Source organism: Mucilaginibacter sp. P1_D10, from assembly GCF_056406215.1.
In genome coordinates this window covers 54,712-80,123 of record NZ_JBFUAP010000012.1, presented here as the reverse complement: position 1 = coordinate 80,123, position 25,412 = coordinate 54,712, and the positions used below count along the sequence as shown (strand labels likewise).

General features: G+C 47.8%; 19 protein-coding genes. 9 read left to right on the top strand and 10 right to left on the bottom strand.

Annotation, left to right across the window (positions count from 1 at the left end; genetic code table 11):
• The first annotated feature begins 8 nt into the window (after positions 1–8).
• Positions 9–1,370, top strand: coding sequence for a RagB/SusD family nutrient uptake outer membrane protein (locus AC1DYT_RS19060; RefSeq protein WP_477471120.1), 1,362 nt, complete (start codon positions 9–11; stop codon positions 1,368–1,370).
• An 81-nt stretch (positions 1,371–1,451) separates the two neighbouring features.
• Here the strand turns inward: AC1DYT_RS19060 and AC1DYT_RS19055 are convergent, their stop codons facing one another.
• The 5 genes from AC1DYT_RS19055 to AC1DYT_RS19035 all read right to left on the bottom strand — a co-directional run bounded on the left by AC1DYT_RS19055 (position 1,452) and on the right by AC1DYT_RS19035 (position 4,475).
• Positions 1,452–2,003, bottom strand: a complete 552-nt coding sequence (locus AC1DYT_RS19055) for an NUDIX hydrolase (RefSeq protein WP_477471119.1) — start codon at positions 2,001–2,003, stop codon at positions 1,452–1,454.
• Positions 1,990–2,403, bottom strand: coding sequence for a hypothetical protein (locus AC1DYT_RS19050; RefSeq protein WP_477471118.1), 414 nt, complete (start codon positions 2,401–2,403; stop codon positions 1,990–1,992). Before AC1DYT_RS19050 ends, AC1DYT_RS19055 begins: the two co-directional genes overlap by 14 nt.
• 119 nt (positions 2,404–2,522) lie before the next feature.
• A complete protein-coding gene (locus AC1DYT_RS19045) occupies positions 2,523–3,338 on the bottom strand; it encodes a TPM domain-containing protein (protein ID WP_477471117.1) in 816 nt (271 codons plus the stop codon).
• A 10-nt stretch (positions 3,339–3,348) separates the two neighbouring features.
• A complete protein-coding gene (locus AC1DYT_RS19040; protein ID WP_477471116.1) occupies positions 3,349–3,783 on the bottom strand; it encodes a TPM domain-containing protein in 435 nt (144 codons plus the stop codon).
• Positions 3,784–3,896: 113 nt separating this feature from the next.
• On the bottom strand, positions 3,897–4,475 hold the full coding sequence (locus tag AC1DYT_RS19035) for a LemA family protein (RefSeq protein ID WP_477471115.1): 579 nt from the start codon (positions 4,473–4,475) through the stop codon (positions 3,897–3,899).
• Positions 4,476–4,675: 200 nt separating this feature from the next.
• Between AC1DYT_RS19035 and AC1DYT_RS19030 the strand changes: the two genes are divergently transcribed.
• On the top strand, positions 4,676–6,967 hold the full coding sequence (locus AC1DYT_RS19030; RefSeq protein WP_477471114.1) for a GH92 family glycosyl hydrolase: 2,292 nt from the start codon (positions 4,676–4,678) through the stop codon (positions 6,965–6,967).
• 199 nt (positions 6,968–7,166) lie between these two features.
• The gene (locus AC1DYT_RS19025; RefSeq protein ID WP_477471113.1) at positions 7,167–8,420 is read left to right on the top strand and encodes an alkaline phosphatase family protein; all 1,254 of its coding nucleotides are present in this window, start codon (positions 7,167–7,169) and stop codon (positions 8,418–8,420) included.
• A 45-nt stretch (positions 8,421–8,465) separates the two neighbouring features.
• Here AC1DYT_RS19025 and AC1DYT_RS19020 read toward each other — a convergent pair whose 3' ends face one another.
• From AC1DYT_RS19020 to AC1DYT_RS19000, 5 genes are all read right to left on the bottom strand, one after another.
• The gene (locus AC1DYT_RS19020) at positions 8,466–9,134 is read right to left on the bottom strand and encodes a TerD family protein (RefSeq protein WP_477471112.1); all 669 of its coding nucleotides are present in this window, start codon (positions 9,132–9,134) and stop codon (positions 8,466–8,468) included.
• A 15-nt stretch (positions 9,135–9,149) separates the two neighbouring features.
• A complete protein-coding gene (locus tag AC1DYT_RS19015) occupies positions 9,150–9,725 on the bottom strand; it encodes a TerD family protein (protein WP_477471111.1) in 576 nt (191 codons plus the stop codon).
• Between the two features lie 427 nt (positions 9,726–10,152).
• Positions 10,153–11,283, bottom strand: a complete 1,131-nt coding sequence (locus AC1DYT_RS19010; RefSeq protein ID WP_477471110.1) for a TIGR03364 family FAD-dependent oxidoreductase — start codon at positions 11,281–11,283, stop codon at positions 10,153–10,155.
• Positions 11,280–12,596: a DUF5690 family protein gene (locus AC1DYT_RS19005; RefSeq protein WP_477471109.1), complete on the bottom strand. Its 1,317-nt coding sequence runs from the start codon at positions 12,594–12,596 to the stop codon at positions 11,280–11,282. Before AC1DYT_RS19005 ends, AC1DYT_RS19010 begins: the two co-directional genes overlap by 4 nt.
• Positions 12,597–12,733: 137 nt before the next feature.
• Positions 12,734–13,312, bottom strand: a complete 579-nt coding sequence (locus tag AC1DYT_RS19000; protein WP_477471108.1) for a helix-turn-helix domain-containing protein — start codon at positions 13,310–13,312, stop codon at positions 12,734–12,736.
• Positions 13,313–13,731: 419 nt separating this feature from the next.
• Between AC1DYT_RS19000 and AC1DYT_RS18995 the strand changes: the two genes are divergently transcribed.
• From AC1DYT_RS18995 to AC1DYT_RS18970, 6 genes are all read left to right on the top strand, one after another.
• Positions 13,732–14,301: an HD domain-containing protein gene (locus tag AC1DYT_RS18995; protein ID WP_477471107.1), complete on the top strand. Its 570-nt coding sequence runs from the start codon at positions 13,732–13,734 to the stop codon at positions 14,299–14,301.
• A gap of 195 nt (positions 14,302–14,496) precedes the next feature.
• Positions 14,497–17,820, top strand: a complete 3,324-nt coding sequence (locus AC1DYT_RS18990; protein ID WP_477471106.1) for a SusC/RagA family TonB-linked outer membrane protein — start codon at positions 14,497–14,499, stop codon at positions 17,818–17,820.
• Between the two features lie 35 nt (positions 17,821–17,855).
• Entirely contained in the window at positions 17,856–19,430 is a 1,575-nt protein-coding gene (locus AC1DYT_RS18985; RefSeq protein WP_477471105.1) for a SusD/RagB family nutrient-binding outer membrane lipoprotein, read from the top strand.
• 73 nt (positions 19,431–19,503) lie between these two features.
• Positions 19,504–20,589 carry an alkaline phosphatase family protein gene (locus AC1DYT_RS18980; protein WP_477471104.1) on the top strand — a complete coding sequence of 362 codons (1,086 nt, stop codon included), beginning with the start codon at positions 19,504–19,506 and terminating at the stop codon, positions 20,587–20,589.
• A gap of 156 nt (positions 20,590–20,745) precedes the next feature.
• The gene (locus tag AC1DYT_RS18975) at positions 20,746–22,359 is read left to right on the top strand and encodes a tetratricopeptide repeat protein (protein ID WP_477471103.1); all 1,614 of its coding nucleotides are present in this window, start codon (positions 20,746–20,748) and stop codon (positions 22,357–22,359) included.
• A 276-nt stretch (positions 22,360–22,635) separates the two neighbouring features.
• Positions 22,636–25,410 (top strand): TonB-dependent receptor, encoded by a 2,775-nt coding sequence (locus AC1DYT_RS18970; protein ID WP_477471102.1) that lies wholly within the window; start codon positions 22,636–22,638, stop codon positions 25,408–25,410.
• Positions 25,411–25,412: the final 2 nt, after the last annotated feature.

Genomic DNA, 25,412 nt, shown 5'->3' with positions numbered 1-25,412 from the left:
TTATAGCAATGAAAAAATTTAGACCGATATACATAACCGCTTTAAGCACTGCGCTGTTGATGACAGCCTGCAACAAGCAACTGGATCTTAAGCCTTTTCAGTCCGTTGGACAAGAGGTGGCCATCCTTACCTCAACCGATGTGCAAATTACCCTGGTGGGTGCTTATAACAGGCTTGCCTTATCAAGTACCTACGGTGGAGGGAATTTTCTGGAGCCCGATTTGATGGCTACGCAAACCCTTATAGATTGGCAAGGGACCTTTCAGGACCTGAGCCAGATGGTGGCCCAAACCGTTACCAACGATAACGGGTTCGTAGAGAGTATGTGGCTGGGATCGTACCAGGCCATAAACCAGGCCAATAACGTTATTGCCAATATAGACAAAGCCGATGCCGCACAAAAGAACCGCATGGAAGGCGAAGCCAAATTCATTAGGGGCATATTGTACTTTAACCTGGCCGAGATGTACGGCAAATCATATAACGACGGCAGCCCTGCAACCAACCTTGCGGTGCCTATTGTGACTACGCCCACTACGGTGATAGACGAGAATTCTAAAGTGCCTCGCGCTACCGTTGAGCAGGTTTATGCACAGGCTATAAAAGACCTTACCGATGCCCAAACGCTTTTGCCGGTGAGCAACAGCTTTTATGCAACAAAAAACGCAGCGACTGCTATGCTGGCCAGGGTTTACCTGCAGAAAGGCGATTATGCCAGCGCAAGAGCAGCTGCCAATACGGTAATAGCCTCGGGCAAGTATTCATTAGTTGATACTTATACCGATGAGTTCCCATACCCCGCACAGGTGCATGTGGATAACACTACCGAAGATATATTTGCTATACAGGTTACTGCGCAGCAGGGTACCAATGGCCTTAACACTTATTTTGGTTCGCCGGATGATAGTGGCCGTGGCGATATCATCGTTAGAGATAACTTCCTGGCGGAATTTGACCCGGACGACCAACGCGCAGCCATTTACACCGAAGATAGCGACGGTATTATCCGCGTAGGCAAATTCAATAACGTTTATGGTAACGTACGCGTTATACGCCTGGCCGAAATGTACCTGATACGTGCCGAAGCCAACTTTAGGCTGACTACCGCAACAGGCGCTACCCCGGTTGCTGATATAAACACCATCAGGGAGCGTGCAGGCTTAGATGACCTGGGCGCAGTTACGTTGGCAGATATCCTGAAAGAAAGAAGGCTGGAGCTGGCCTTTGAGGGTGGTTTCTTTTTGCATGATGCAAAACGCCTGAAACTGGATGTTGGCGCATTGCATTTCGACTCGCCGAAACTGGTGTTCCCGGTTCCGTTGCGCGAAATAAACGCCAATAGCAACCTGGTACAAAACGAAGGTTACTAACACTAATCCATAAAACAGAAAACCCCGAAGCCAATCAGCTTCGGGGTTTTTTGTTTTATGGGAGTGAGGCAGCGAACGGGCCTACTTTAGTTCGCCCAATTTTATCAGCGCATAAAATAGCCCTGTGCAATGTAACGATTGGGGTATCTTATTGTCGGCAAGCAACTGCTTCACTTCATCAATGGTGTATTCCATCACCTCTATGCGTTCGTGCTCATCAAGGCACTGTTCCTGCACTTTTTTGCCGCCGCGGGCCAGGTAGCAATAGGTAACGTTGCCCGCAGTAGATGGGTTGGCATACACGGTGCTTATCAGCTCAACTTCTTCAAAGGCGTAGCCGGTTTCTTCCAGCAGCTCGCGGCGCATGCCGGCCTCTTTATCTTCGCCTTCTTCTATTACGCCGCCGGGTATTTCTAATGACATAATGCCCGCTGCGTGGCGGTATTGCCTTATCATGATTATTTTATTGTCTTCGGTAAGCGCAACGGCGTTAGCCCAATTTGGGTATTCCAGCACGTAGTACTCATCTACTATAGTACCATCGGACATTTCGCATTTATCGGCTCGGAGGGTGGCCCAGGGGCCTTTATGCACATAAGTGCTGGAAAGCGTTTTCCATTTATGTTCGCTCATAGTTATTTTTAAAGAAACGCAATATATGGTTCCTCTTGTTTAAATTATCAAAAGATTCGTAATGATGCTCTTCCTCAAGCCTATCGAATATGGCGAGGACTTTGGTTAGGATAGCCGCCGTTTCCTCGTCGGCTTTAAAAGGTTCGGCAAATACATAAAGCATTTGGCTTAGGGCGTTCAGCTTTTCCGCACTGTAGGCCCTGGTTTTAAGCATCGAAACAAAGTCTGTTTCGGATGTTTGCAACAACTCATCCAACTCGGCATTATATTCATCCTGCAATACCGTGTTGAAGTATTGCCTGTACTCCTCGTCGTTGCTTTCGGCCTTTAGGCCGAATAGTTTCGCCAAAAGTAAAGCCATTTTACGTGTTTCATTAAGTATAAAATCGTATTGGGCCATAGTTTGAAGATTAGAGGTTAGTGGATTAGAATTTAGTCACAACCCGATATGGGGCAATTCCGGTATAAAGCGTGTTCTCTTTTTTAGAATTTAGAGCTTAGCATTTAGGATTTCATCACTTACCAGCTCCCGCTACTACCACCGCCGCCGCTGCTGCCGCCGCCAAAACCTCCCCAGCCGCCACCGCTGCTTCCGCCACCTCCGCCGGAGAACCCTCCCCAATCGCTGCCGCTGCTACGGCCACCGCCACCAAGCATATTGCCCGCCAGTAACCACCATAATGGATTAGCGCCACCACGACTGCCAATAATGCGCCCGCCACCGCCGCCGCCTCCTTTGCGGAAGATAAAAATGATGATAACGATTACGATGATGATAACGAAGCCCCAGGAACCCCCGCCATCACGGTTGCCTTTTTTGGTCTTGGTGCTTTTGAACCCGGAGGGCGCTTTATACTCGCCCTTGGTAAATTTGATGATGTCGTTTGTAGCGGCATCCAGCCCGGCAAAATACTCGCCTTCTTTAAAGCTGGGCTTCAAATCGTTCTGGATGATTTCCTGCGTTACGATGTCGGGCAGGGCGCCCTCTAAGCCGTAACCCGTTTGTACCGACATTTTGCGGTCCTCAATAGCTACCAGCACTAAAACGCCGTTGTTTTTTTCTTTGGTGCCGATGCCCCATTTGCGGATGAGCCCGTTGCCGTATTCTATGGTCTCGTAACCATCCAGTGATTTAACAATAACTATGGCTATCTGGTTGGTGGTAGAATCTTCGAACGCCCGTATTTTGGCATCCAACATTTGTTTTTCCTGGGGCGATAGCGTTCCCGTAAAATCGGCTACGGGGCTATCGGTTGGCCGCTCGGGATAGTTTTGCGCGAAAGCGCCTGTTATGCACAGTGCAAGGCCCAGGCACAATAATATTCTTTTAAACATTAGGGTAAGTTTAGTTGCCATCCATAAAGGCGATATCGTCGGGCAGTTCGTTTTTATCATCCAGCATGTGCGGGAAATATTTTTTTAGCTGCTCGCCGGCTTTGGCAATGCCGGTAATTATACCCTCCAGCAGGTTGCCGTATTTAAAATGGCTCAGCATATCTTCTTTGGTGCTATCCCAAAAATCGGCAGGCACCACTCCGTTTATACCGGCATCGCCGATGATGGCGAACTTACGGTCGACAGTGGCCACGTAAATAAGCACGCCATTGCGCAGTTTGGTTTTATCCATGCCTAACTGGCTAAAGTATTTTGCGGCGCGGTCAAGCGTGTTATCGCTGCAGGTTTTCTCCACGCAAACGCGTATCTCGCCCGATGTATTCTTTTCGGCCGCGGCCACAGCCTTTTGTATCTGCTGCTGCTCTTCTTCGGTAAATACTGCCATTTTATTTTTCGTGATTACACAGATTAATTTGATTTACACCGATTTTTAGGATTGCATTGCAGATAGCGTGGCATCTGTTTAAATCATAAAAATCGGTGTAATCAGAAATAATGTTATAGCTCAACCTTAGGTGCTTTAGCCGATGCCGGATCGGCCTGAAAATAGCCCTTCTCTTTAAACCCGAACATCTTAGCAGTAAGGTTTGCCGGGAACGAGCGGATTTTACTGTTGTAAGCCTGTACGGCTTCGTTGAAATCTTTGCGGGCTATGCTAATGCGGTTCTCGGTGCCTTCCAACTGCGATTGCAAGCCACGGAATGCGTCGTTTGCCCTTAAAGTGGGATAATTCTCGGTAACTTGTAATAGTCGGCCCAATGCAGTGCTCAGCTGACCCTGAGCAGCCTGGTATTGCTGTATGCTTTCGGGTGTAAGCTTGCTGGCGTCAACCTGTATAGATGTTGCTTTGGCGCGGGCCTGCACAACCTCTGTCAAGGTGCTTTTTTCGAAGTTGGCTTCGCCTTTTACGGTAGCTACCAGGTTAGGGATAAGGTCGGCACGGCGCTGGTATTGTGTTTCTACCTGGCCCCATTTGCCTTTTATATTTTCGTCGGCAGTAACCATGCTATTGTAGCTGCACGAGCTTAACGACATTGCGCCAACCAATACGGCAAGCGCTACGAATAATTTTTTCATGCTGATGTTGTTTTTAGTTTTCGGTGATGTGAATTTACGAATTAGATTACAAAAGCCGTACCGATGTTACAAAACGTAACAATTACGCCATATTGGCAATATACGCTTAGGTAAGCTGCAATTAAATAGCGTTAACCAAGATATGATTTTATATTTGCTTCCGGTTAATTTGTTTACTGATAGCACACCACCGCACACTAATGAAGAAATTATTAGCAGCCATATTCCTATTTGGCACGGCATCTGCCAACGCCCAAAACCCCACCCACGAAAAACTGGTACAGTACGTAAAGCCCATCATCGGTACACAGCGGATGGGGCATACCTATCCGGGAGCTACCGTTCCTTTTGGGATGGTGCAGCTAAGCCCCGAAACCGACACCGCCAGCTACGAACTAAACGGCAAATACAACCCCGACGTTTATAAATACTGCGCGGGTTATCAGTACGATGATAAAACCATCGTGGGTTTCAGTCATACCCACTTCAGCGGCACCGGCCACTCGGATCTGGGCGACTTCCTCATCATGCCAACCGTGGGCACATTAAAGCTTAACCCCGGAACGGCCGATAAACCCGGCAGCGGCTACCGATCTGCATTTTCGCATGCCAACGAGGTAAGCGAAGCCAACTACTACAAAGTAAAGCTTGACGAAAGCAATATCATCGCCGAGATGACCACCAGCGCCCGCGTAGGTTTCCATCAGTACACTTTCCCCAAAACCGATCAGGCGCATATCGTGCTCGATCTGATGGCCGGCATTTACAACTACCCCGATAAAACCGTATGGACGTACGTAAAGATACTGAACGATAGCACCCTGGTGGGTTACCGCCAAACCAATGGCTGGGCACGTACGCGCACGCTATATTTTGCGATGTCATTCAACAAAAAATTCGACCATTATGGCTTTAAAAAGTACGAGAAACGACAAGTTTACGGAGGCTTTTGGGGTAAATTCAACCAAACAAAAGACTTCCCCGAAATAGCCGGCAAACAGATACGCGCCTGGTTCGATTTCAAGACACAGGAGAACGAGAAGATTAAGATAAAGTTCTCCCTATCTCCGGTGAGCATGGATGGCGCATTGGCCAACATGCAAGCCGAGGTACCGGGTTGGGATTTCGAGAAGGTAAAAGCCGATGGCCAGGCCCTTTGGGAAACCGCTTTGGAGAAAATTACTGTTGGCGGCAGCGTAGACCGTAAACAGGATTTTTATACCGCCATGTACCATACCATGATAAACCCCACCGTTTATATGGACGTGGATGGCCAGTATAAAGGCATCGACCAGAATATACACAAGGCCGATGGCTTTACCAACTACACCACTTTTTCGCTGTGGGATACCTACCGGGCGTTGCACCCGCTGTTCAATATCATCGAGCCACAGCGCAATGCCGATATGGTAAAATCTATGCTGGCCCATTACGACCAAAGCCCCGAACATATGCTGCCCGTTTGGAGCAATAGCGGCAACGAGAACTGGTGCATGAGCGGCTACCACAGTGTGTCTGTATTGGCAGATGCCGTAGTAAAAGGCAACGCGCCCTTCGATGCCAACAAGGCTTTGGATGCTGCTGTAGCCACTGCGCGCCATCGCAGCTACGAGGGCATTGGCGAGTACATAGATAAGGGCTTTATCCCCGATGAAAAAACGGGCGTGTCGGTATCCAACACGCTGGAATATGCTTATGACGATTGGGCGATAGCCCAAATGGCCAAAAAGCTGAACAGGATGGATATCTATAACGAATTCATCAAACGCAGCGAGAACTATAAAAACGTTTACGACCCTTCGGTAGGCTTTATGCGCCCTAAACTGGCCAATGGAACCTTCCGCGCCAAGTTCGACCCACTGAGTACCATCAACGAAGGTTTTATAGAAGGCAACTCCTGGAACTACACCCTATTTGCCCCGCAAGACCCCGAAGGACTGATAAAACTAATGGGCGGCGATAAACGTTTCGTGCGATACCTGGACTCATTGTTCACTATGGAACTGCCCGATAAATACTTTGCCGAGACAGAAGACATTACCCGCGACGGTATCATAGGCAATTACGTGCACGGCAACGAGCCATCGCACCACGTGGCCTACCTGTACAACTGGACCGATAAGCCCTGGAAAACACAGGAACGCATACGTATGATACTGAACCGCATGTACAAGCCCACCCCGGATGGCCTGGGCGGTAATGATGATACGGGCCAGATGAGTGCCTGGTACATCTTCAGCACGCTAGGCTTTTACCCGGTTGCGCCGGCCTCTAACGATTATGCCATCGGCAGCCCTGCCATTACCAACGCAGTGATTCAAGTTGGCGGCGGCAAAACTTTTACCATCACCGTGAAAAACCAAAGCGAGAAGAACGTTTACATCCAAAAGATGTTGCTGAACGGCCAACCGCTAAGCGGCCTCACCATTACCCACCAGCAAATTATGGCTGGCGGCGAGCTGGTGTTTTTTATGAGCAGTAAACACAAATAGAAAGCAGCGGGTTACTATAGAAAACCAAAGAAAAACGCCGAAAAATCTACGATTTTTTACGGTGTTTTTCTTGTTTTACGGCCTTTAGCAATCCCGGTATTTTAACGCCCGATAACGGCGGTTTCTCTAAAAATAATATTCGCTTAACACCGGTCAGTTTTTTTAATAATAGCTTCGCGCAAAACTATATTTGTGTACGATGCAGACATTTATCAAAACAAGCAAGGCCTTATTGGTGCTGCTATGTGCAGCCACATTGGCCTCGGCGCAGCCAGAAGTTAAAAAGGCGCTTTTCATCATAGCGGATGGTATCCCCGCCGATGCGATTGAGAAGCTATCGACCCCCAACCTTAATGCCATCGCACGCGAGGGCGGCTATTTCCGTGCGCATGTGGGTGGCGATAAAGATACTTATAGCCAAACGCCTACCATATCTGCAGTGGGCTACAACAGCCTGCTAACCGGCACCTGGGTAAACAAGCACAACGTTTGGGATAACGATATCAAGGATCCCAACTATAACTACCCTACCATCTTCCGGCTGTTTAAAAACCAGTACCCTAAAAAAAAGATAGCCGTTTATTCCAGCTGGCTGGATAACCGCACCAAATTGGTTGGCGACAGCCTTGCCACTACCAATTATCTGCATGTAGATTACCATGCCGACGGTTTCGAGCTGGACACGATCAACTTTAAGCACGACAATGCGAGTGCCTACATGCACCGTATAGACGAAAGGGTTATTGCCGATGCCGCCACAGGCATCCGTAAGAACGCGCCCGACCTAAGCTGGGTGTACCTGGAGTTTACCGACGATATGGGCCACGGCCATGGCGACAGTCCCCAATACTACGAAGCCATACAGATGATGGATAAGCAAGTAGGCAAAATATGGGCTGCTATACAGTATCGCCAGAAAAACTTTAACGAGGAGTGGGAGATATTTATAACTACCGACCACGGGCGCGACGAGAAGACCGGGCATAACCACGGCGGGCAATCGGCCAGGCAGCGCTCTACCTGGATGTTTACTAACGCAAAAGGATTCAACGCCTATAAGAAATATTACTACCCCGGCATTGTAGATATTATGCCCTCAATAGCAAGGTTTATGAATATCAGCATCCCTGCGAAATACCAACGGGAGATTGACGGTACGCCACTCACGGGCCCGGTTTCGATAGCGGACGCAAAAGTAAACCTGGTACAGGGTGCAATAGACGTTAGCTGGAAAGCCTTTGGCAAAGGCGAAAAGGTAAAAATATGGGTTACGCCTACCAATAATGTTAAAACAGGCGGTGCCGATGACTATAAGTTATTGGGCGAATTTAATGCCGATACCGAACATGCCCTGGTTTCGGTAAAAGATATGCCATCGACCTTTTATAAAGTGGTGATAGAGGGTAAGTACAACACCGTAAATAAATGGATAGCCCCGGATCCTAAGAAATAATTAAAACAGGCGCTGCGCAGGTATATGCACAGCGCCTGTTTCAGTTTAAGTGTATTGCTTCAGCAGGTCCACAAAATTGTCTGTAGTGTGCGGCTCGCCTATGGCCCGGAATTTCCATGAACCATCGTGGCGGTAAACTTCTGCAAATATCATGGAACGCATACTGTTATAAGCACTGTTGCCCGATAGGCTAAACCTCGCAATTTCGCGCCCGCGTTTGTCAACCGCACGGATAAAGGCGTTCTCTACCATGCCAAAATGTTGTTTATGCGCCCGGCCCATGTAAATGGCCACCACAAATACTATCTTTTGGTATTGCTGCCCCAAGTCGTTCAGTTTTACGATAATTTGCTCATCGTCGCCTTCGCCGGCACCGGTGCGGTTATCGCCTGTAAGCCAAATGTGGCCCGAAGGGTGCTGCATAGAATTGAAGAAGATAATATCGCCACCGTAATAACTAATGCTTCTGCCGTTGGTGGTGGGGGCTTTCCTGCCGGTATTTACCACTTTGCCATTGGCATTCAGCAAGAATGCTATCGCATCCAGGTCGTACTCTTCTTCTTCTTCCTGGCCAAACAGGCCGGCAAAAAAGCCGGTTTCCTTTTTCCTAACGTCCCAGCCGAGCCCAATGGTTACTTCAGAAAGGTCGTACTCCGTACCGCCATCGTTTTTGCGGAGGTCGATGGTTTGCCCTTTCACTAAACTTATTGCCATAACTCGTCCTCCTGTTTATTTGATGATTTCGCCCTTGAAATGCTTGGCGAGAAAAAATCCCAGGTCTTCGCGATAGCCGATTCCCGAAGCTTCAAATTTCCAGTTCACATCTTTTTTGTAAAGACGGCCGAATTCGATGCCCGTTTCTATGGAAAAATCCTCGTCGAGTTCGTATTTCGCTATTTCCATTTTAGTGGTTTCATCTACAATGCGGATGTAGGCATCGCGTACCTGGCCAAAATTCTGGCGCCTGTGCGTAGCTTCGTGAATGGTTACCACAAACAATATTTCGGTAACCCGCGGATCAACCTGGTTAAGGTTTACGGTGATGATCTCGTCATCGCCTCCATCGCTGTTGCCACCGGTGGGGTCGTCGCCCGAGTGCGTTAATGCGCCATCAGGCGAGGCGGTGTTGCCATAAAAAACAAAAAATTGTTCGGCCGGGATGAGGCGGCCCGCACCCACCATAATTGCAGATGCATCAAGGTCGAAAGCTAAGCCGGTGCCCTCGTTGGGGTTCCAGCCTAAGCCAACACTTATTTGCGAAAGGCCAATATTGATCCTTTCGCCTTTTCTTAGCGTAATTGCCATATCAGTATGTATAAAAAGATTGTTTAGATGTTTGAATGCCAGGGTGTTCCATTTCAATAGAATTGGCAACGGCCGATTGAGGTCATCGTCGATTTTGGTGTCAAATTAAATGACAATTTTTAGATTTAACAACCTGGGGAATGTTACAGTAAGGGGCGGGGATTTTATTTAAATGTATGTAGGTAATACAGTTCTGTTTACTTTATCGCAAAGGCCTTTATTTTGGGCAAAACACCAACGAGTGGATTTATTGATAAAATGGCTGTGTTTAAGCGAAGAAGCCGTTTTTTGCAAAGACAATACAAGCAACAATAGCAATGGTGACAGGATTTTGTCACCATTGCTGAATTTGTAAATCCTTGATTAAAAGTAATTTAAGAGTGTTCACGGCGTTCACGCGGCGCATCGTGAACACGTACATACTATTTTAACCGTGCTTCGCCGCGATAATCTGCTCGCACAGGCCGAAAGAGAGCGTCATGCCGTTGCCGCCAAGGCCGTTGATAATGGTTACGCCGGGTTCTGCATCCAGTACCAGTTCGGCTTGGCCGGTGGTCATTTTGGGGAGGATGCCGTGCCAGGTTTGTACAACCCGGGTATCTTTAAAGTTGGTGAAAGTTTTTAAGTAAGCCAATATCATTTGGTTGATAAAATCCTTATCAAAGGGGTCGTGTACCAGGCCGTACTCGTGCGAATCGCCAACGGTAAGCTCGCCCAGGTGGTTTTGTGCGGCCATTACGTGGATGCCCCATTTAAGGTATTCGGCATATTCCTGCTCATAGCGGCTGCGCAGGGCAGGCAATGCCGATGCCGCGTGGAAACCGGGATAATGCACCATGCTTAAGCTGCCGCAGATTGCGGGGCCAATGCGCCAATCTTCGGGCTGGGCTACCAGGCGTATCATCTGTAGCTTGCACTTGGTGATTTTGAAAGAACTAAAAAGCTCGGGGTACAGCGTTTCGAAATCGGCGCCGCTGCAAACGTATATCTCATCGGCCTGCCAGCTGCGGTTACCGCTTAGCACTACGCTTTGCTCTACATGGCTTATAGCGGTATTCCAATGGAATTTAACATCGTACTTATCGGCAAGGTGCTGCGCAATATTGCCAATGGCTACGCGGGCTTCCACAATCATTTCGGCACTGCTCCATAGTGCGCCTTTAAGCCCGTTGGGGTTTACCGCTTCTGATTTAGCCAAAGTTTGCTGCGGACTAAGCAGGGCACAGTCGCGGTACCCCTGGTTCATATCGGCATATTGCTCCATTACGGCCAGTTCGTCGTCGTGGTAGGCTACGTGCAGCGAACCTACCTCATCGTGCCATATACCGGCTTCCATGCAGGTTTGTTTCCATATGCTGCGCGATAGCATGGCGCGTTCGAATAAAGGCCCGTTTGGCTGCCCAATTGGCCACACCATGCCAAAGTTGCGGATAGATGCGCCTACGGCGCGTTCGTTACGTTCAAAAACGGTTACCTCGTAACCGCGTGTGGCAAGGGCACGTGCGGTGGCCAGGCCAACAATGCCGGCACCGATTACGATTGCTGATGGGATACTCATAAAGTTGAAATATTTGAGGCTGCATCGGCCGCAGCTTTTTTGCGGGCCGAGCGGTAAAAATACAGGAGTGACAGCAAGCCGCAAACGCCGCCTACAATAGATACAACGATGGCTCCCTCCTTAAAAAACTGCGCCCAGCTGATGGTTGGCCTGCCCAGTTCTTTAACCAGCAGTACGCTCACACTGCCCAGGTACCCGATAGAATCGGCTACGTAAATTAAGAAACCAACGTTGCTTTTGTAGTGGAAGGTAGCTATCATCCGCTCAAAAAATATGGCATTGTAAGGCACATAAACCAGGTATAAGCCAAGGCCTACCATGGTCATCCATGCAACAGGGCCGATTGTTTTTAAAGAGAACAATACAGTGGACCCACCCGCCAGCAAACATCCTAGAATGATCATGAGGTGGATGAGGCTGAACGCCCGCAGGTTCTTTTTTACGAGGATAAGCAAGCTCATCGCGGCCAATACGATAACGGAGATTTGCGTGTCAATCCGGGCATAAATGGTGCGGTCTGTTATGCCCAGGCTGTTCCATATCTCCACGTTAAAGTTGTCGCGGATATCGCGCATAACGGTTATCAGCACATAAATAAAAAGCGTAAGTATAATGCCTGGTAAGAAACGGGCAATAAACTGTTTGCGTTCCAGCTTGGTCATAGGCAGCCGCTCGGTACGCAGGGCGATATCCTCCGGCGTTTGCGGCGGCATCAGCTCCAGTATCATTACAAACAAAATAAGCGGCAGCACAAACAGCGCCCCGGTTGCAAAAGGCATGTAATACTCGTTCACATGGTAAACGTGCATCAATGTTTGTCCTATCGTTTTTACGAAGCCCGAACCAAAAATAAAGCTGATAGAAAGCACTGCAGCCATAAACTCGGTAGAACGGCGGCCTTCGAGATAGCCGAAAACCAAGCCCCATATCAGCCCAAGCGGAAAGCCGTTAATAAAAAGGAAAATGATGTTATAAGGCGCGGGCGTAACTGCAAAGGCTAACAGCGCCAACCATGAAACCCCAACCAGCCCCAATATGGTTACGCCGCGTTTGGCGCCTTTTATTTCGGCAATAAAGCGGATGCCGTAAAATTTGCTGAGCATGTAGCCAAAGATCTGTGCAATTACCAGCCATACTTTATAATCGATATGCCAATATTGTTCGCCTAAAAATGTGCCGGCAGTAAACGCTTTGCGGAACGAATACATAGAAGTATAGGCCCCGAACGCAGAAATGGCTGCGAGTATAGATATGAGCCAATACGGCCAGGTAGCTACTTTTGCTTTTAGTTGAGTAACAATGGGTATGGCCATTTTTTGGGATGCTATATTTTAGAGCAGACAAGATCATCAAAAACATTGAGATTTTTAGAATCGACCCTATTGTTTAGCAAAACTAAACTATGTTTATTAATAATAAACCAAATTTAAGTTAAGAAATCTTAAACGGCCTATGCCTTTGCCTCGAAGAAATAGATGACCAGCATGCTTGCCTTGGTGGTGCCTGTGTTTTTTGGCGTATGCGGTATGCGACCGTCAAACAGCATCGAATCGCCCTCGGCAAGCGTGTACGATTTCTCGCCGAACTGGTATTCTATGGTGCCCGAGAGGATGTATTTATATTCATAAGCCTCGGTTTCTACCTGCGGGCGGTGCGCATTGGGTTGCAGTTCCAGTATGACGATATCAACCGTAGAGCTTTTTATCGATTGGGTGAAGATGCGCTGGTAATGGAACCCTTCGGCATGCTCTTTTTCGAAATGCTCGTAATCGGCCTTACGTCGGATGATGAGCGGGGAGCTGGCATCGGGTGAGTGGATGTCTTTGAAAAAAACATTCATATCTATCTCCAGTGCCTTAATGATATCTATCAGCACCACCAGCGAGGGGATGGTGCGGCTATTCTCTATCTGCGAAATAAGGCCCTTACTCACGTTAGCCCTTATGGCCAGTTCCTGTACGGTAATGTTTTTCTCGCGCCGCTTGTCTTTTATGCGGTTACTGATCTGTATCAGTACGTCATCTTCCATTTTTTATGCTGCAAATATTTTGGACGCTGGCAAAGTAGATAATATAATTAAAGGAGGCAAGGTATTTAGCTTATTTTAACAACTCCGATAAAACTTGCTCAGAATAACTTTGTGGCCAATTTTAACGCAAAGCACTAAAATTTTTTTCACGCAAAGACGCCAAGGCGCAAAGAAAATAAACCTTTGCGCCTTCGCGACTTTGCGTGCAATATTTAACCATATGCAAATCTTTGTGACCTCTATGTAAATCTTTGTGTCCTCTGTGTGCTCATAAACATGCACATCTTTGCGTGCTTTGCGGTAAAATTAACCACACGTAAAGTTCGTAAAGCCAATTTTTAAATGGCATAACAAATATCATGAAGACTTAATTTTACCATAATATTAAAAGCCGTTATTTTGGCGGTAAACAGGCTCCTATGTCCACTGAAATACGCACCCCTCAAGAGATCGTAGACGAAGTTTTTGCGCTGTACGAATTGCACGGCAACGAAGATTACATCGGCGAGCCGGTTTCGCAATTGGAGCACATGTCGCAGGCGGCTGCTTTGGCCGAAGCGGAGGGGTACGATGCAGAGGTTATACTAGCTGCTTTTTTTCATGATGTAGGCCACCTATGCGCCAGTTCGGAAAGTATGGACGGCATGGGCAACGTAGACCACGAAAGACTGGGTGCCAATTATTTGATTGAACGAGGCTTTTCTGCCCGCCTGGCCAACCTGGTAAACGGGCATGTGATAGCCAAGCGCTACCTAACCTATAAATATCCCGAATATTACGATAAGCTTTCGCCGGCCAGCAGGGTTACGCTAAGCTTTCAGGGCGGCGTAATGAGCGCCGAAGAAGCCGAAACGTTTGAACAGCACCCCGATGCCGAACTCATCGTGCGTATGCGCTATTGGGACGACGAAGCCAAACTGGAGCACATCCCGGTAGATAACGTTGCGCACCTGAAACAACTTGCGCTTACCCACTTGCGCCGCAGCTAACACGCCACCCTGGCCGACATGTTAAGTTTTTATCATGCCGCTATAATATAATTGTTACCATCTCCCCTTGTACTTAATCCTGAGTACACAAAGTGATAAAGTTTAGTTAATGTAAACTTAGTTTATAAATAATAAACAAAGTTTAGTATTGTCGAACAAAAACGAAACTTTTTACCACTCAAAAACAATTTATTAATGAAACAGATTTACAGACATTTAAAGGCCGTTTTAACGGTTGTAATGTTTTGTTTGCTGCCCGGCATGTTGCTGGCGCAAACGAAAATTACAGGTAAAGTTACCGATGAAACGCAGCAGCCCTTACCGGGGGTTACCGTGTCTATCAAAGGCACCCAGCAGGGTACGGTAACAGATGTAAACGGTCATTACAGCATCAACGCCTCAAAGGGCCAGGTGCTGGTTTTTAAATTTATAGGCTACGCAGCGCAGGAAATTGCCGTTGGCGATGATGCCGTGTATAACCTGAACTTCAAAGCCGAAAGCAAAGTGCTTAACGAGGTTGTAGTTACCGCGTTAGGCGTAAAAAAAGAGACCAAGAAATTGGGCTACTCGGTACAGGAAGTACGTGGCGCCGACCTGGTAAAGGCACGTGAGCCAAACGCTATCAACAGCCTTACCGGTAAAGTTGCCGGCTTAAACGTTGGCATAAACCAGGAGCTGCTTGCTGCACCAACGGTATTGCTGCGTGGTTCGCCGCTTGATTTTTATGTGGTAGATGGTATCCCCATCAACTCCGATACCAAGAACATATCAGCAGATGATATAGATACTTATACCATACTAAAAGGCCCAACCGCTGCTGCGCTATACGGTAGCCGTGGTATAAATGGTGCTATTTTGATTACCACCAAACGTGCAAAGAGCGCAACAAAGGGTTTCACCATCGAGCTTAACTCCAGTACGCAGTTCAACAGGGGCTTTATAGCTATCCCGAGGGTACAGAACAACTACGGTGGCGGCGATAACGACAAATACGCATTTGGCGATGGCGCCGGCGGTGGCGTTAACGATGGCGATTACGATGTTTGGGGCCCAAGGCTTAACGCTGGTTTGATGTTGCCACAATACGATGGCGAGTACGACCCAACCAAAACTTACGTAACTACTTTTGCCGACGGTTCTACCTTTACAGGCCACATTAAGCCAACTGCGTGGGTATCTCGCGGAGTTAACAACCTCGAAGGCTTTTTGCAGACCGGTTTATTAACCAGCAACAACTTAAGCATCTCTTCAACCTCGGATAAATCGACTGTGAGGATGTCGGTTACGCATGGTTACCAGCGCGGTATTACGCCAAACACCGGCTTAAATACCGTCAACTTCAACTTAATGGCCAGCTACAACCTTACCAAACAAATTAAGGTTGAGGGTAACCTGAACTATAACCGCCAGTACACCGATAACGTACCTGATGTAAGTTACGGCCCAAACAGTATCATCTACAACGTTGATTTATGGACCGGTGCCGACTGGAATATAGATGATGCACGTGATTACTGGCAGCCGGGTAAAGAAGGCATCCAATCAAAATTCGTGGAGTACAAACGTTACCATAACCCTTGGTTCCAAAGCTACGAGTGGACACGTGGCCATTACAAAAACGATATCTATGGCTGGGGCTCGATTACTTACAGCCCGGTTAAAGATTTCGACATTTTGCTGAGGAGCAACATCACTACGTACAATATGTTGAGGACTGAGAAGGAGCCATTCTCGGCACACCCTTATGGCGATGAGCACGGCCACGGTAACTACCGCGAAGACCGCCGCGACATCTTCGAAAACAACACCGATTTAATTGCTAAATACAACTTAAACGATATCGCAAAAACAGGCATTTCGGTTAACTTGCTGGCCGGTGGTACCTTGCGTAACCTTAAATACACATCAACCTTCGTGTCAACAGATCAATTGCTGATACATGATGTGTACACCTTCCAAAATACCATCAACCCCATTAGGGCTTACAACTTCGGCTCAAGCCTTATCACTACAAGTGCTTATGCATCTGCCGACGTATCATATAAAAATTACTTCACTATATCTGCAACAGGCCGCAGCGAAAAGTCATCGGCACTGCAAAACCAGTCGTACTTCTATCCGTCGGTTAGTATTGCAACTCCTATTTCTGATTACGTGAAACTGCCCGAAGTGATTTCTTTCCTTAAATTACGCGCCAGCTATGCTAACGTAAAAAGCGGTGGTACATCTACCTACATTGGCCCTGCCGGTTATCCGCTTGGCTATGGCGATGCTTACCAAACTACTTACGGTGGCCCTAACTACCAAACCGCACAGCCGGCTTACTCATTGGGTACCTCTTACGGTAACGTTACCGCAGCTTATGCACCAACTACGGCAATTAGCCCTAACATTAAACCTTACAGCCGTACCAACTACGAAGGCGGTTTGGAGATGCGTTTCCTACACGATCGCTTGGGTTTTGCGGGTACTTACTACCAGTATAAAGATGGTCCGCAATTGTTCTACCAACAATTGTCTGAAACCAATGGTAGTGCGCAAACTTTGGTTACCAATGGTTTATCAACCAAACGTACCGGTTACGAGTTCTCTATTAACGGCAGCCCTATAGTAGGTGAAAACTTCAAATGGGATGTGTTGATGAACTTAGGTACTTACAAAGAGGTTTATGATTCTTTTGCCGATGGCCAAAGCGGTATCGTATCTGGCGACCAGGTTTTCGTAAAAGGCGACCGAGTGGATAAATTATACGGTAAATACGAGGCGATGACTCCGGATGGCAAAGTGATACACGATGCATCGGGCTTGCCAAGGTACTTGCCAAAATCGCAATACTTAGGCAATGCCGACCCTGACTTTAGCTGGGGTATCAATAACAAATTCCGTTACAGGCAATTTACGCTATCGTTCCAGTTTGATGGTATGGTAGGTGGTAAAATACAGGACAGGGTTTACCGCAAGCTTGTTGAAGGCGGCCGCGGCGCGGTTACCGACGAAGGCGTTATTGGCGAGGCCCGTTTATACGAGTCGCAGCACTGGGGCGATCCAGGCTTTAAAGGCGCAGTTTACAGCGATGGTACCCCAATATTGGGCCATGATGGCGTAACGCTTGCACCCGGCAGCCCGGCCATACAGTTCGACCCATTGACTGGTGTTATTTCTAACTACAGCCAGTTGCAATTCGTAGCGAACACCACCCCTGTAAAATACGTGCAGGATTACGTGAACAACTTCTATAACGATCCGCAGCATACGGTTATCAGCAAAACTTACGCTAAGCTGCGCGAGGTTGTAATTGGTTACTCGTTGCCAACCAACCTGGTAAAGAAATTATCATTATCACGCGTTGAGTTCTCTATCGTAGGCCGTAACCTGTTGTACTTCTTCAAACCAGGGTATAAAGATATTGATGTTGACCAGTATCCGGGCCGTAACCAGCTGGGCCAAACCGCACTGGAGTACAACCTGCAAACCCCAACTACCCGTAGCTTCGGTTTCAACTTAAACGTGGTTTACTAAGCGATAAAGTATCACAAACACAAAAGAAACATTACATGAAAGCATTAAAAATAACTATAGCCTCTTTAGCCATCCTAGTTGCGGCATCGGGCTGTAAAAAAGAATTCGACCAGGATGTGCAAAATAAAAACCTGCCTGTAGCAGGTTTGTCGCCCGCGTTGTTGCTCCCTAATATCGAGACCGCAATTTTCGAGTCGGCTTATAACCAGGTAGAGCGCCAAAACCAGTACACCGCTTGTAATTATACCTATTACGATAACAACAAGTATTGGACAGGCAGCACCGGCTTAGATTACAGCAACCTGAACAACGTTGTTGCGATGGAAACAGAATCTAACAAGCTTAACGCCACGCTATCTAAACCATACCTGGCGCTGGCCAAATTCTTCAGGGCTTATTTCTTTGTGAGGATGAGCATGAAAGTTGGCGATGTGCCAATGACCGATGCTTTGAAAGGCTTAGACGGCCTTACGCCGAAGTACGATTCGCAGAAGCAGGTTTTCATCAATGCGCTGGCTTTATTGGAAGATGCCAATAAAGACCTTGGCGAAATGAACGCCGTAAACAAGCTTACCACCGGTACTTATGTAGTGGATAGCAAATACGATTTCTACTTCAGGGGCGACCTTACCAAATGGCAAAAAGTGGTTAACGCTTATCGCCTGCGTGTGTTGATAAACCTGAGCAAAAAAGCCAGCGATGCCGATCTGAACGTAAAAGCGCAATTTGCATCTATCATCAACAACCCAACCAAATACCCTTTGCTGGGCGGTATGGAAGATAACCTGCAATACGTTTATGATGGTGTATTCAGCATCTACCCAAACAGCCCGCGTAACTTCGGTAACGATGCTACCCGTTACAACATGGCTGCTACCTATCTTAACACACTTGCATCTTTAAACGATTTGCGCGCTATGAAGGTGGCCGAGCCGGCACGTGGCCTTGGCTTTGGCGATACCGATTTCCGCTCGTTCGTGGGCGGCGCTTCGGGCCAGGATCAAAGTAATATGGCTAACCTGGTACAGGCAGGAAAAATATCATTGATAGGCCGTCACCGTTATTACGAAACCCTAACCGGCGAGAACACTTTTATTGTTGGCTACCCCGAAATGTGCTTTAACATTGCAGAAGCTATTAATCAGGGCTGGGTTACCGGCGATGCCGAAGCATGGTACAAAAACGGTATCTATACCGATTTTGGCTTCTACGGCGTAAACGATGGCGCTAACACCGTTACTTTCCAAAAAAGCGGTGGTTTGCTTGGCGACGATGTATCGTACCCTGTCACTTTTAGCTACGCTACCTATTACAACCAGGCCGCTGTTAAATATGCAGGCAACACTGCTGATGGCCTTAAGCAAATCTTAACGCAGAAGTACCTGGCATTTGCCCGTAACTCTGGTCAGGAAGCTTATTACCAATGGCGCCGTACCGGCATCCCGGCGTTCGATATCGGCCCCGGCAATACCGATGGCGGCGTTATCCCGGTGCGTTACCAGTACCCGGCTAACGAGCGTACGGCCAATGCAACCAACTACAATGCAGCAGTGCAAAGCCAGTTTGGCGGTAAGGACGATATCTACCAGGCCTTGTGGATACTTAAATAATTTACCCCTAACCCATATACAATACAGCAAGGCAGTTAGCAATAACTGCTTTGCCTGTTTAAAAAAAAATATCATGAAAAAGCTATTATTTGTATTGCTGGCGGCTTTGGCCGTATCGCCGGCCATGGCGCAGCAAAAAACCAAGAACCTCATCATTGTAACGCTCGATGGCATGCGTTGGCAGGAGGTTTACCGAGGTGCCGATTCGGCGCTCATCAACTCCAAATTCACTAATGATAAGGAGGATGTAAAGAAAAGATATTGGGCCGCAACCCCACAGGAGCGCAGGGCCATATTGTTCCCGTTTTTATGGAGCACCATAGCAAAGCAGGGCCAACTTTACGGAGATAGGGATGCAGGCGGTAAAGACGAGATAGCCAACCCCTATAAATTTTCGTACCCGGGATATAACGAAATCTTTACCGGTTTCCCCGATGTGCGCATGAACACCAACGACCCTATAGTGAACCCTAACATGAACGTGCTGGAATACATCAACAGGCAAAAGGGTTTCGAGGGCAAGGTAATCGCTTTCTCATCATGGGAGCGTTTCCCGCAGATACTGAACGTGAATCGCTCGGGCTTGCCGGTGTACTCGGGTTATTCAGGCCTGAAGAATGCCGATGCTAACGACCGTTTAAAATACCTGAACGAGCTGCAGCAAAACGTGCCGCATTATGTAAACGACAGTACCCGGTCTGACTTTGTTACGTATGAGTACAGCAGGGAATACCTTAAACAGTACAAGCCGCGCGTATTGTTCATGGCCTTCGACGAAACAGATGATATGGCCCACAATGGCAACTACAAATCGTACCTGGAGATGGCGAAACAGGAAGACGGCTTCATCAAAAGCCTCTGGGAAATGGTACAAGCCGACCCTTTCTACAAAAACAACACCACCCTCATCATAACCTGCGATCATGGCCGCGGTTATGAGCAGTTGGATAGCTGGCGCCACCATGGCTCGGGTGTGGTGGGTGCTGAGCAAACCTGGTTCGCTGTTATTGGTCCGGATACGCCAGCTAATGGTGAAGTGCTTACCGGCACTACTTACCACAAGCAATTGGCCCAAACCATGGCCCAGCTACTCGGTCTCGACTTTAAAGCCAACGCCGGCCATGAGGTAGGCGATGCCATAAAAACCGTGACAAAGTAAAACCTACTAAATCCTTAAGAAATTTAAAGAAAACCGGCGATTTTTCTCCGGTTTTCTTCGTTTTTATACATGGTTTGCGCAACAGATGTTTTAACGATAAATTAATAGTATTTTAGTTTATTTGTTGAGCCCTTAGTTTAGCGTTATACCGTACCCATGTTGCTTAAATCAGTCCGTACCCTGGCCTTCGTCATCAGCGTTATGCTTTGCGGTATGGTGTACGCGCAAGACAAGGAAATAGCGGCTGCCGCCCAGATAAGTCAGCAGCACCCCGATTCGGCACTCATTATCCTCAGGAAAATCTCCGCACGGGCGGTAGAACGCAAAGACGGCCTTACCGAAGGCATGTGCATGCAGCAAATGGGGCAAATTTGTTATAACCAGGGCCATTATGCACAGGCTTTGGAATATTACCTACACGCTGATAAGATCTTCAGCAGTGACAATCACCCCGACCTACAAGCCGCCAATCTTGGCCAGATGGGCGTGTTCTATTACTACAATAAGCAACTGGGCAGGTCGCGCGCTATGTACAATAAGGCGCTGGCCATATACAGGCGAAACAATAACCTGGTAGGCCAGGCGGGTATTTTGGGCAACATAGGGCACCTGTACGAAAAACAGCACCGTTACGATAGTGCCTTTTATTACCAGAATCTCGCCCTTAAGAACTATACCCGCGCCAATTACAAAAAAGGTGCAGCCAAGATATACGAAAACCTCGGCAGTATTTACGAGGATTTGGCTAAGTACGATTCGGCCTACGCCAGCTTCAATAAATCGCTGCAGCTGTACAAGGAAGAGAATAACGAGGTTGCCTCCATAGAAGTAGTAAATAATCTGGGCGATATCCTGCGCAAAACCGGCCATTATGCCGAAAGTATTATCCAAACGCGGAAAGCCATGGCCCTTGCCCAAAAAACGGGGAATACTTACCAGCTGGCATCCTCTACCAAAGACCTGGGCAAGGCCTATCAATTGATGAACCGAATGGATAGCGCCTTTTATTATGCCGAGTTGAGCCGTAAGTATTCGCTGGAAATTTACTCGAGGGAGGGTGTAAACCAAACCGCCTTTTTGCAGGTGCTGTTTGATATGGATAAGAAGAGCAACGAGATTACCCGGCTCAATAATATCCGTAAGGTAAATTACATCATTACCGTAGCCGGGATTATTGTGGTGGTTTTGCTGGTGGCTTTGGGTGTAGTGGTGTTCAGCAGGCAGCGGCTAAAGATAAAAGACCAGCATGCTCTCGCCCGGCAAAAAGAGGCTGAGCACCGGGTGATGCAGCTGCAGCTCGAAAATCAACGACTGGAAGAGGAAAGCCTCAAACAGCAGCTCGAACTAAAAGGCCGAGAACTATCGGGCCATACGCTCAATCTTATCCGCAACAACCAACTGTTGGAGCAGATGCGCGGCACCCTGCAGGCCATGGTAAAAGAAGATAAGCGCGACCAGAAAAAGCAGATGCAGCAAATCATCCTGCAGATAAACGACAGCTTTAACCACGAGCAGCACTGGAAAGAATTCAACACCGCTTTTGAACAGGTGCACCAGCAGTTTTTTGAGAACATCAAACAATACAGCAGCGAACTCACCTCTGCCGATATGCGGCTAATAGCCCTGCTGCGCATTAACCTTAGCTCCGAGGATATAGCCACGCTGCTGGGGATTTCTACCGATAGCCTGCGTGTATCGCGTTACAGGCTTCGTAAAAAGCTCAACATAGGCCAGGGCGACAACCTCACCGCCTTTATCCAATCTTTGTAACAGCGTTACAAAAACCTCTCCCTGCAATCTATATTAACTCAATGCGCGGTGCTTAACATTAAGTTAATGTAACGGTAATGTAATGATAATGGAGGTTTTTATTTGTATTAAATAATTGATTATCAAATATTTATATACTATTGTTGCTTTTGTGTTTACACCTCTTGTAACGCTGTTACCTTTCTGTAACCCTCAGAATTTTTTTAATCGATGCCCGTAGTCCAACTTTGCAACATCCAAAAACAGAGTCAACAATTTGTACAAAACGTATCGAAAATGAATAAACTTTTATACCTTTTTATTCCGTTCCTTTTTTGCGCAGCAATTGCGAACGCAGCTAAAATAAAAGGCCATGTTTACGACAAGAAGTCGGGCGAGGCCCTGGTAGGCGCTACCGTAGTGCTTGAGAAAACAGGCAAGGCTACCAGCACCGGGCTGGATGGCTCCTTCGAAATAAAGGATGTGGAGGCTGGTCCGGCCACCCTCCGCATATCTTACATCACTTACCAAACCGTGGTACAGCAAATAGTGGTAGGCAAAGATGAGCCCCATGTGAAAATCTACATGGAATCTGCTTCTAAGGATTTAGGCGAGGTTGTTGTAAGGGCTACCACCGCCGGCTCAAACGATCGCGATGCCCGTCGCATTGAACAGAACGCGACCCAGGTAATGAACATCGTTTCGGGCCGGGCTATCGAAATATCGCCCGATTTAACCGTGGCAAACGTTATCCAGCGTGTATCGGGTATATCGGTAGAGCGTAACAGCAACGGTGATGGCCAGTACGCCATTTTACGCGGTATGGATAAACGATACAACTACACGCTGGTAAACGGCGTGAAGATACCAAGCCCCGATAACAAATACCGCTATGTTCCGCTGGATCTATTCCCGGCAGACCTGCTGGACAGGCTCGAGGTTTACAAAACCCTTACCCCAAACTTAGAGGGCGATGCCATAGGCGGTTCTGTTAACATGGTGATGAAGAACGCGCCGGATCATTTCCAGGTGAACGCCAACATTGCTACAGGTTACAGCCAGTTGTTTTTCGATCGCGATTTTACCAGCTTCGACGCTTCGGGCATCAGCCGCAAGTCGCCGTATGAACTGCATGGCCGCACCTACACCGCTACCCAGGCCGATTTTGCCAAAGGCACTTTGGACTATACTTCCAAAAAGCCTGCCCCTAACGTTATTGGTAGCTTATCTTTAGGCCAGCGTTTCTTCGATAGCAAGCTAGGCGTTATTGTTGCAGGTAGTTACCAGAATACCTACCGCGGTAGCAACAGCACGTTCTATAATTCGGCAGTAAACGGCACCGATGCTTACGCAGTTATCACCAGCAAAAGCTATCGTCAATATTCAGAACAGCAAACCCGCCTGGGCCTGCACGGTAAGGTTGATTACGCCTTCGATAAAAACAACAAGCTGAGCTTATACAACGTATTCGTAGATCTGAAGAACCAGCAACTGCGCGATGCGGTAGGCACATCTTACAACGGCGTTTACGACCCGACAGCAGGCAACGCCGAGCTGACGTACGATACCCGCAGCCGCTTAACCGAGCAGAAGATATACAACAGCACCCTGCATGGCGATCACAAACTCTTTGGCGATAGGTTTAAGATACAATGGTCGGCAGTTTACTCAACCGCGCAGAACGAGGTGCCCGATAATACCACCATCAGCCTGAACGGCCTTCGCCAGGATTTCGTGGATAAACGCACTTCGCTGGTGAACACCTCACCTGTAAACCGCCGCTGGGAACGTAATACCGACGAAGACAAAGCGGGTTATTTAGACCTTACTTACACCGCACCAATAGGCGGCGTAAAGGTAGACTTTACCGTGGGCGGCCTTTACCGCGATAAGCAACGCAGCAGCTTCTTCAACAACTACACCCTTGCGCCAACTGCTGCTAACGCAGGTCTGCTATATGGCGTTGATTTTAACAGCTACACCGATCTTAGCCTGGTAGTAAGCAACCCAACAGGGGCAGTAAGCAACCCGCTTACTTACGATGCTTCGGAGAAAATAAGCGCGGGTTACGGTATGTTCAAGTTTACCACCAACAACCTCGATGTAATAGGCGGTGCCAGGGTAGAGCATACTAATCAGGGCTACAACCTGTTGTTCCCGGCCGGCGAAACCAACCCTAAAGGTAGCCAGGTATATACCGATGTATTGCCAAGCTTAACTTTGAAATACCATTTAACCGATAAATCGCAGTTGCACGCTTCGTACTACAAGGCGCTTAACCGCCCTGGTTTTTATGAGATTGTACCCGGCAAGGTAGTAAACGAGGAATACCAGGAACGCGGTAACCCGAACCTGAAACGCGCCCTGGCCGATAACTTCGATTTGCGCTACGAGTTGTTCCCTGGTGCATCCGAGCAGTTGTTGGTTGGTGCTTTCTACAAAAACATCAAAGACCCTATCGAGTACACTTTCCAGGCAGACGCGGTTCGCGGCCAGGATATCTACTACAGCCCGGGCAACTTCGGTACCGCTAAAAACTATGGTGCCGAGGTTGATTATATCAAGTTCTTTAATAAAATCGGCATCAAGGCCAACTATACCTACACCCATTCGCGCATTACCACGCCAAAAACATCAAGGCGCATAAATGCCACTTCTGGCGATATTGAAGCGTTTTTGGTAAACCAATCGCGCCCCTTGTATGGCCAGTCGGAGCACATCGCCAATATGTCCTTATTGTATAAAGACACCAAGAAAGGCTGGGATATACAGGTTGCAGGCGCTTACACAGGCCCGCGCATCAATACTGTATCGCAGTTCCTCAATAATGACCTGTGGCAGCAAGGCTTCATCCAGATGGATGCATCGGCCGAGAAAAGGTTCAGGAGCGGCATGAGCGTATTCATAAAAGCGGGCAACTTGCTTAATACGCCAACCAAGCTGTTCATAAAAGGAACCAACCCCGAGAACGACAGGCTGAAGGAAGACATCGTATCAAACGGCCGCACCATTATCCGCAGCGATTACTATGGCCAAACTTATTTGCTGGGCCTGAGGTATAAATTCAACTAATA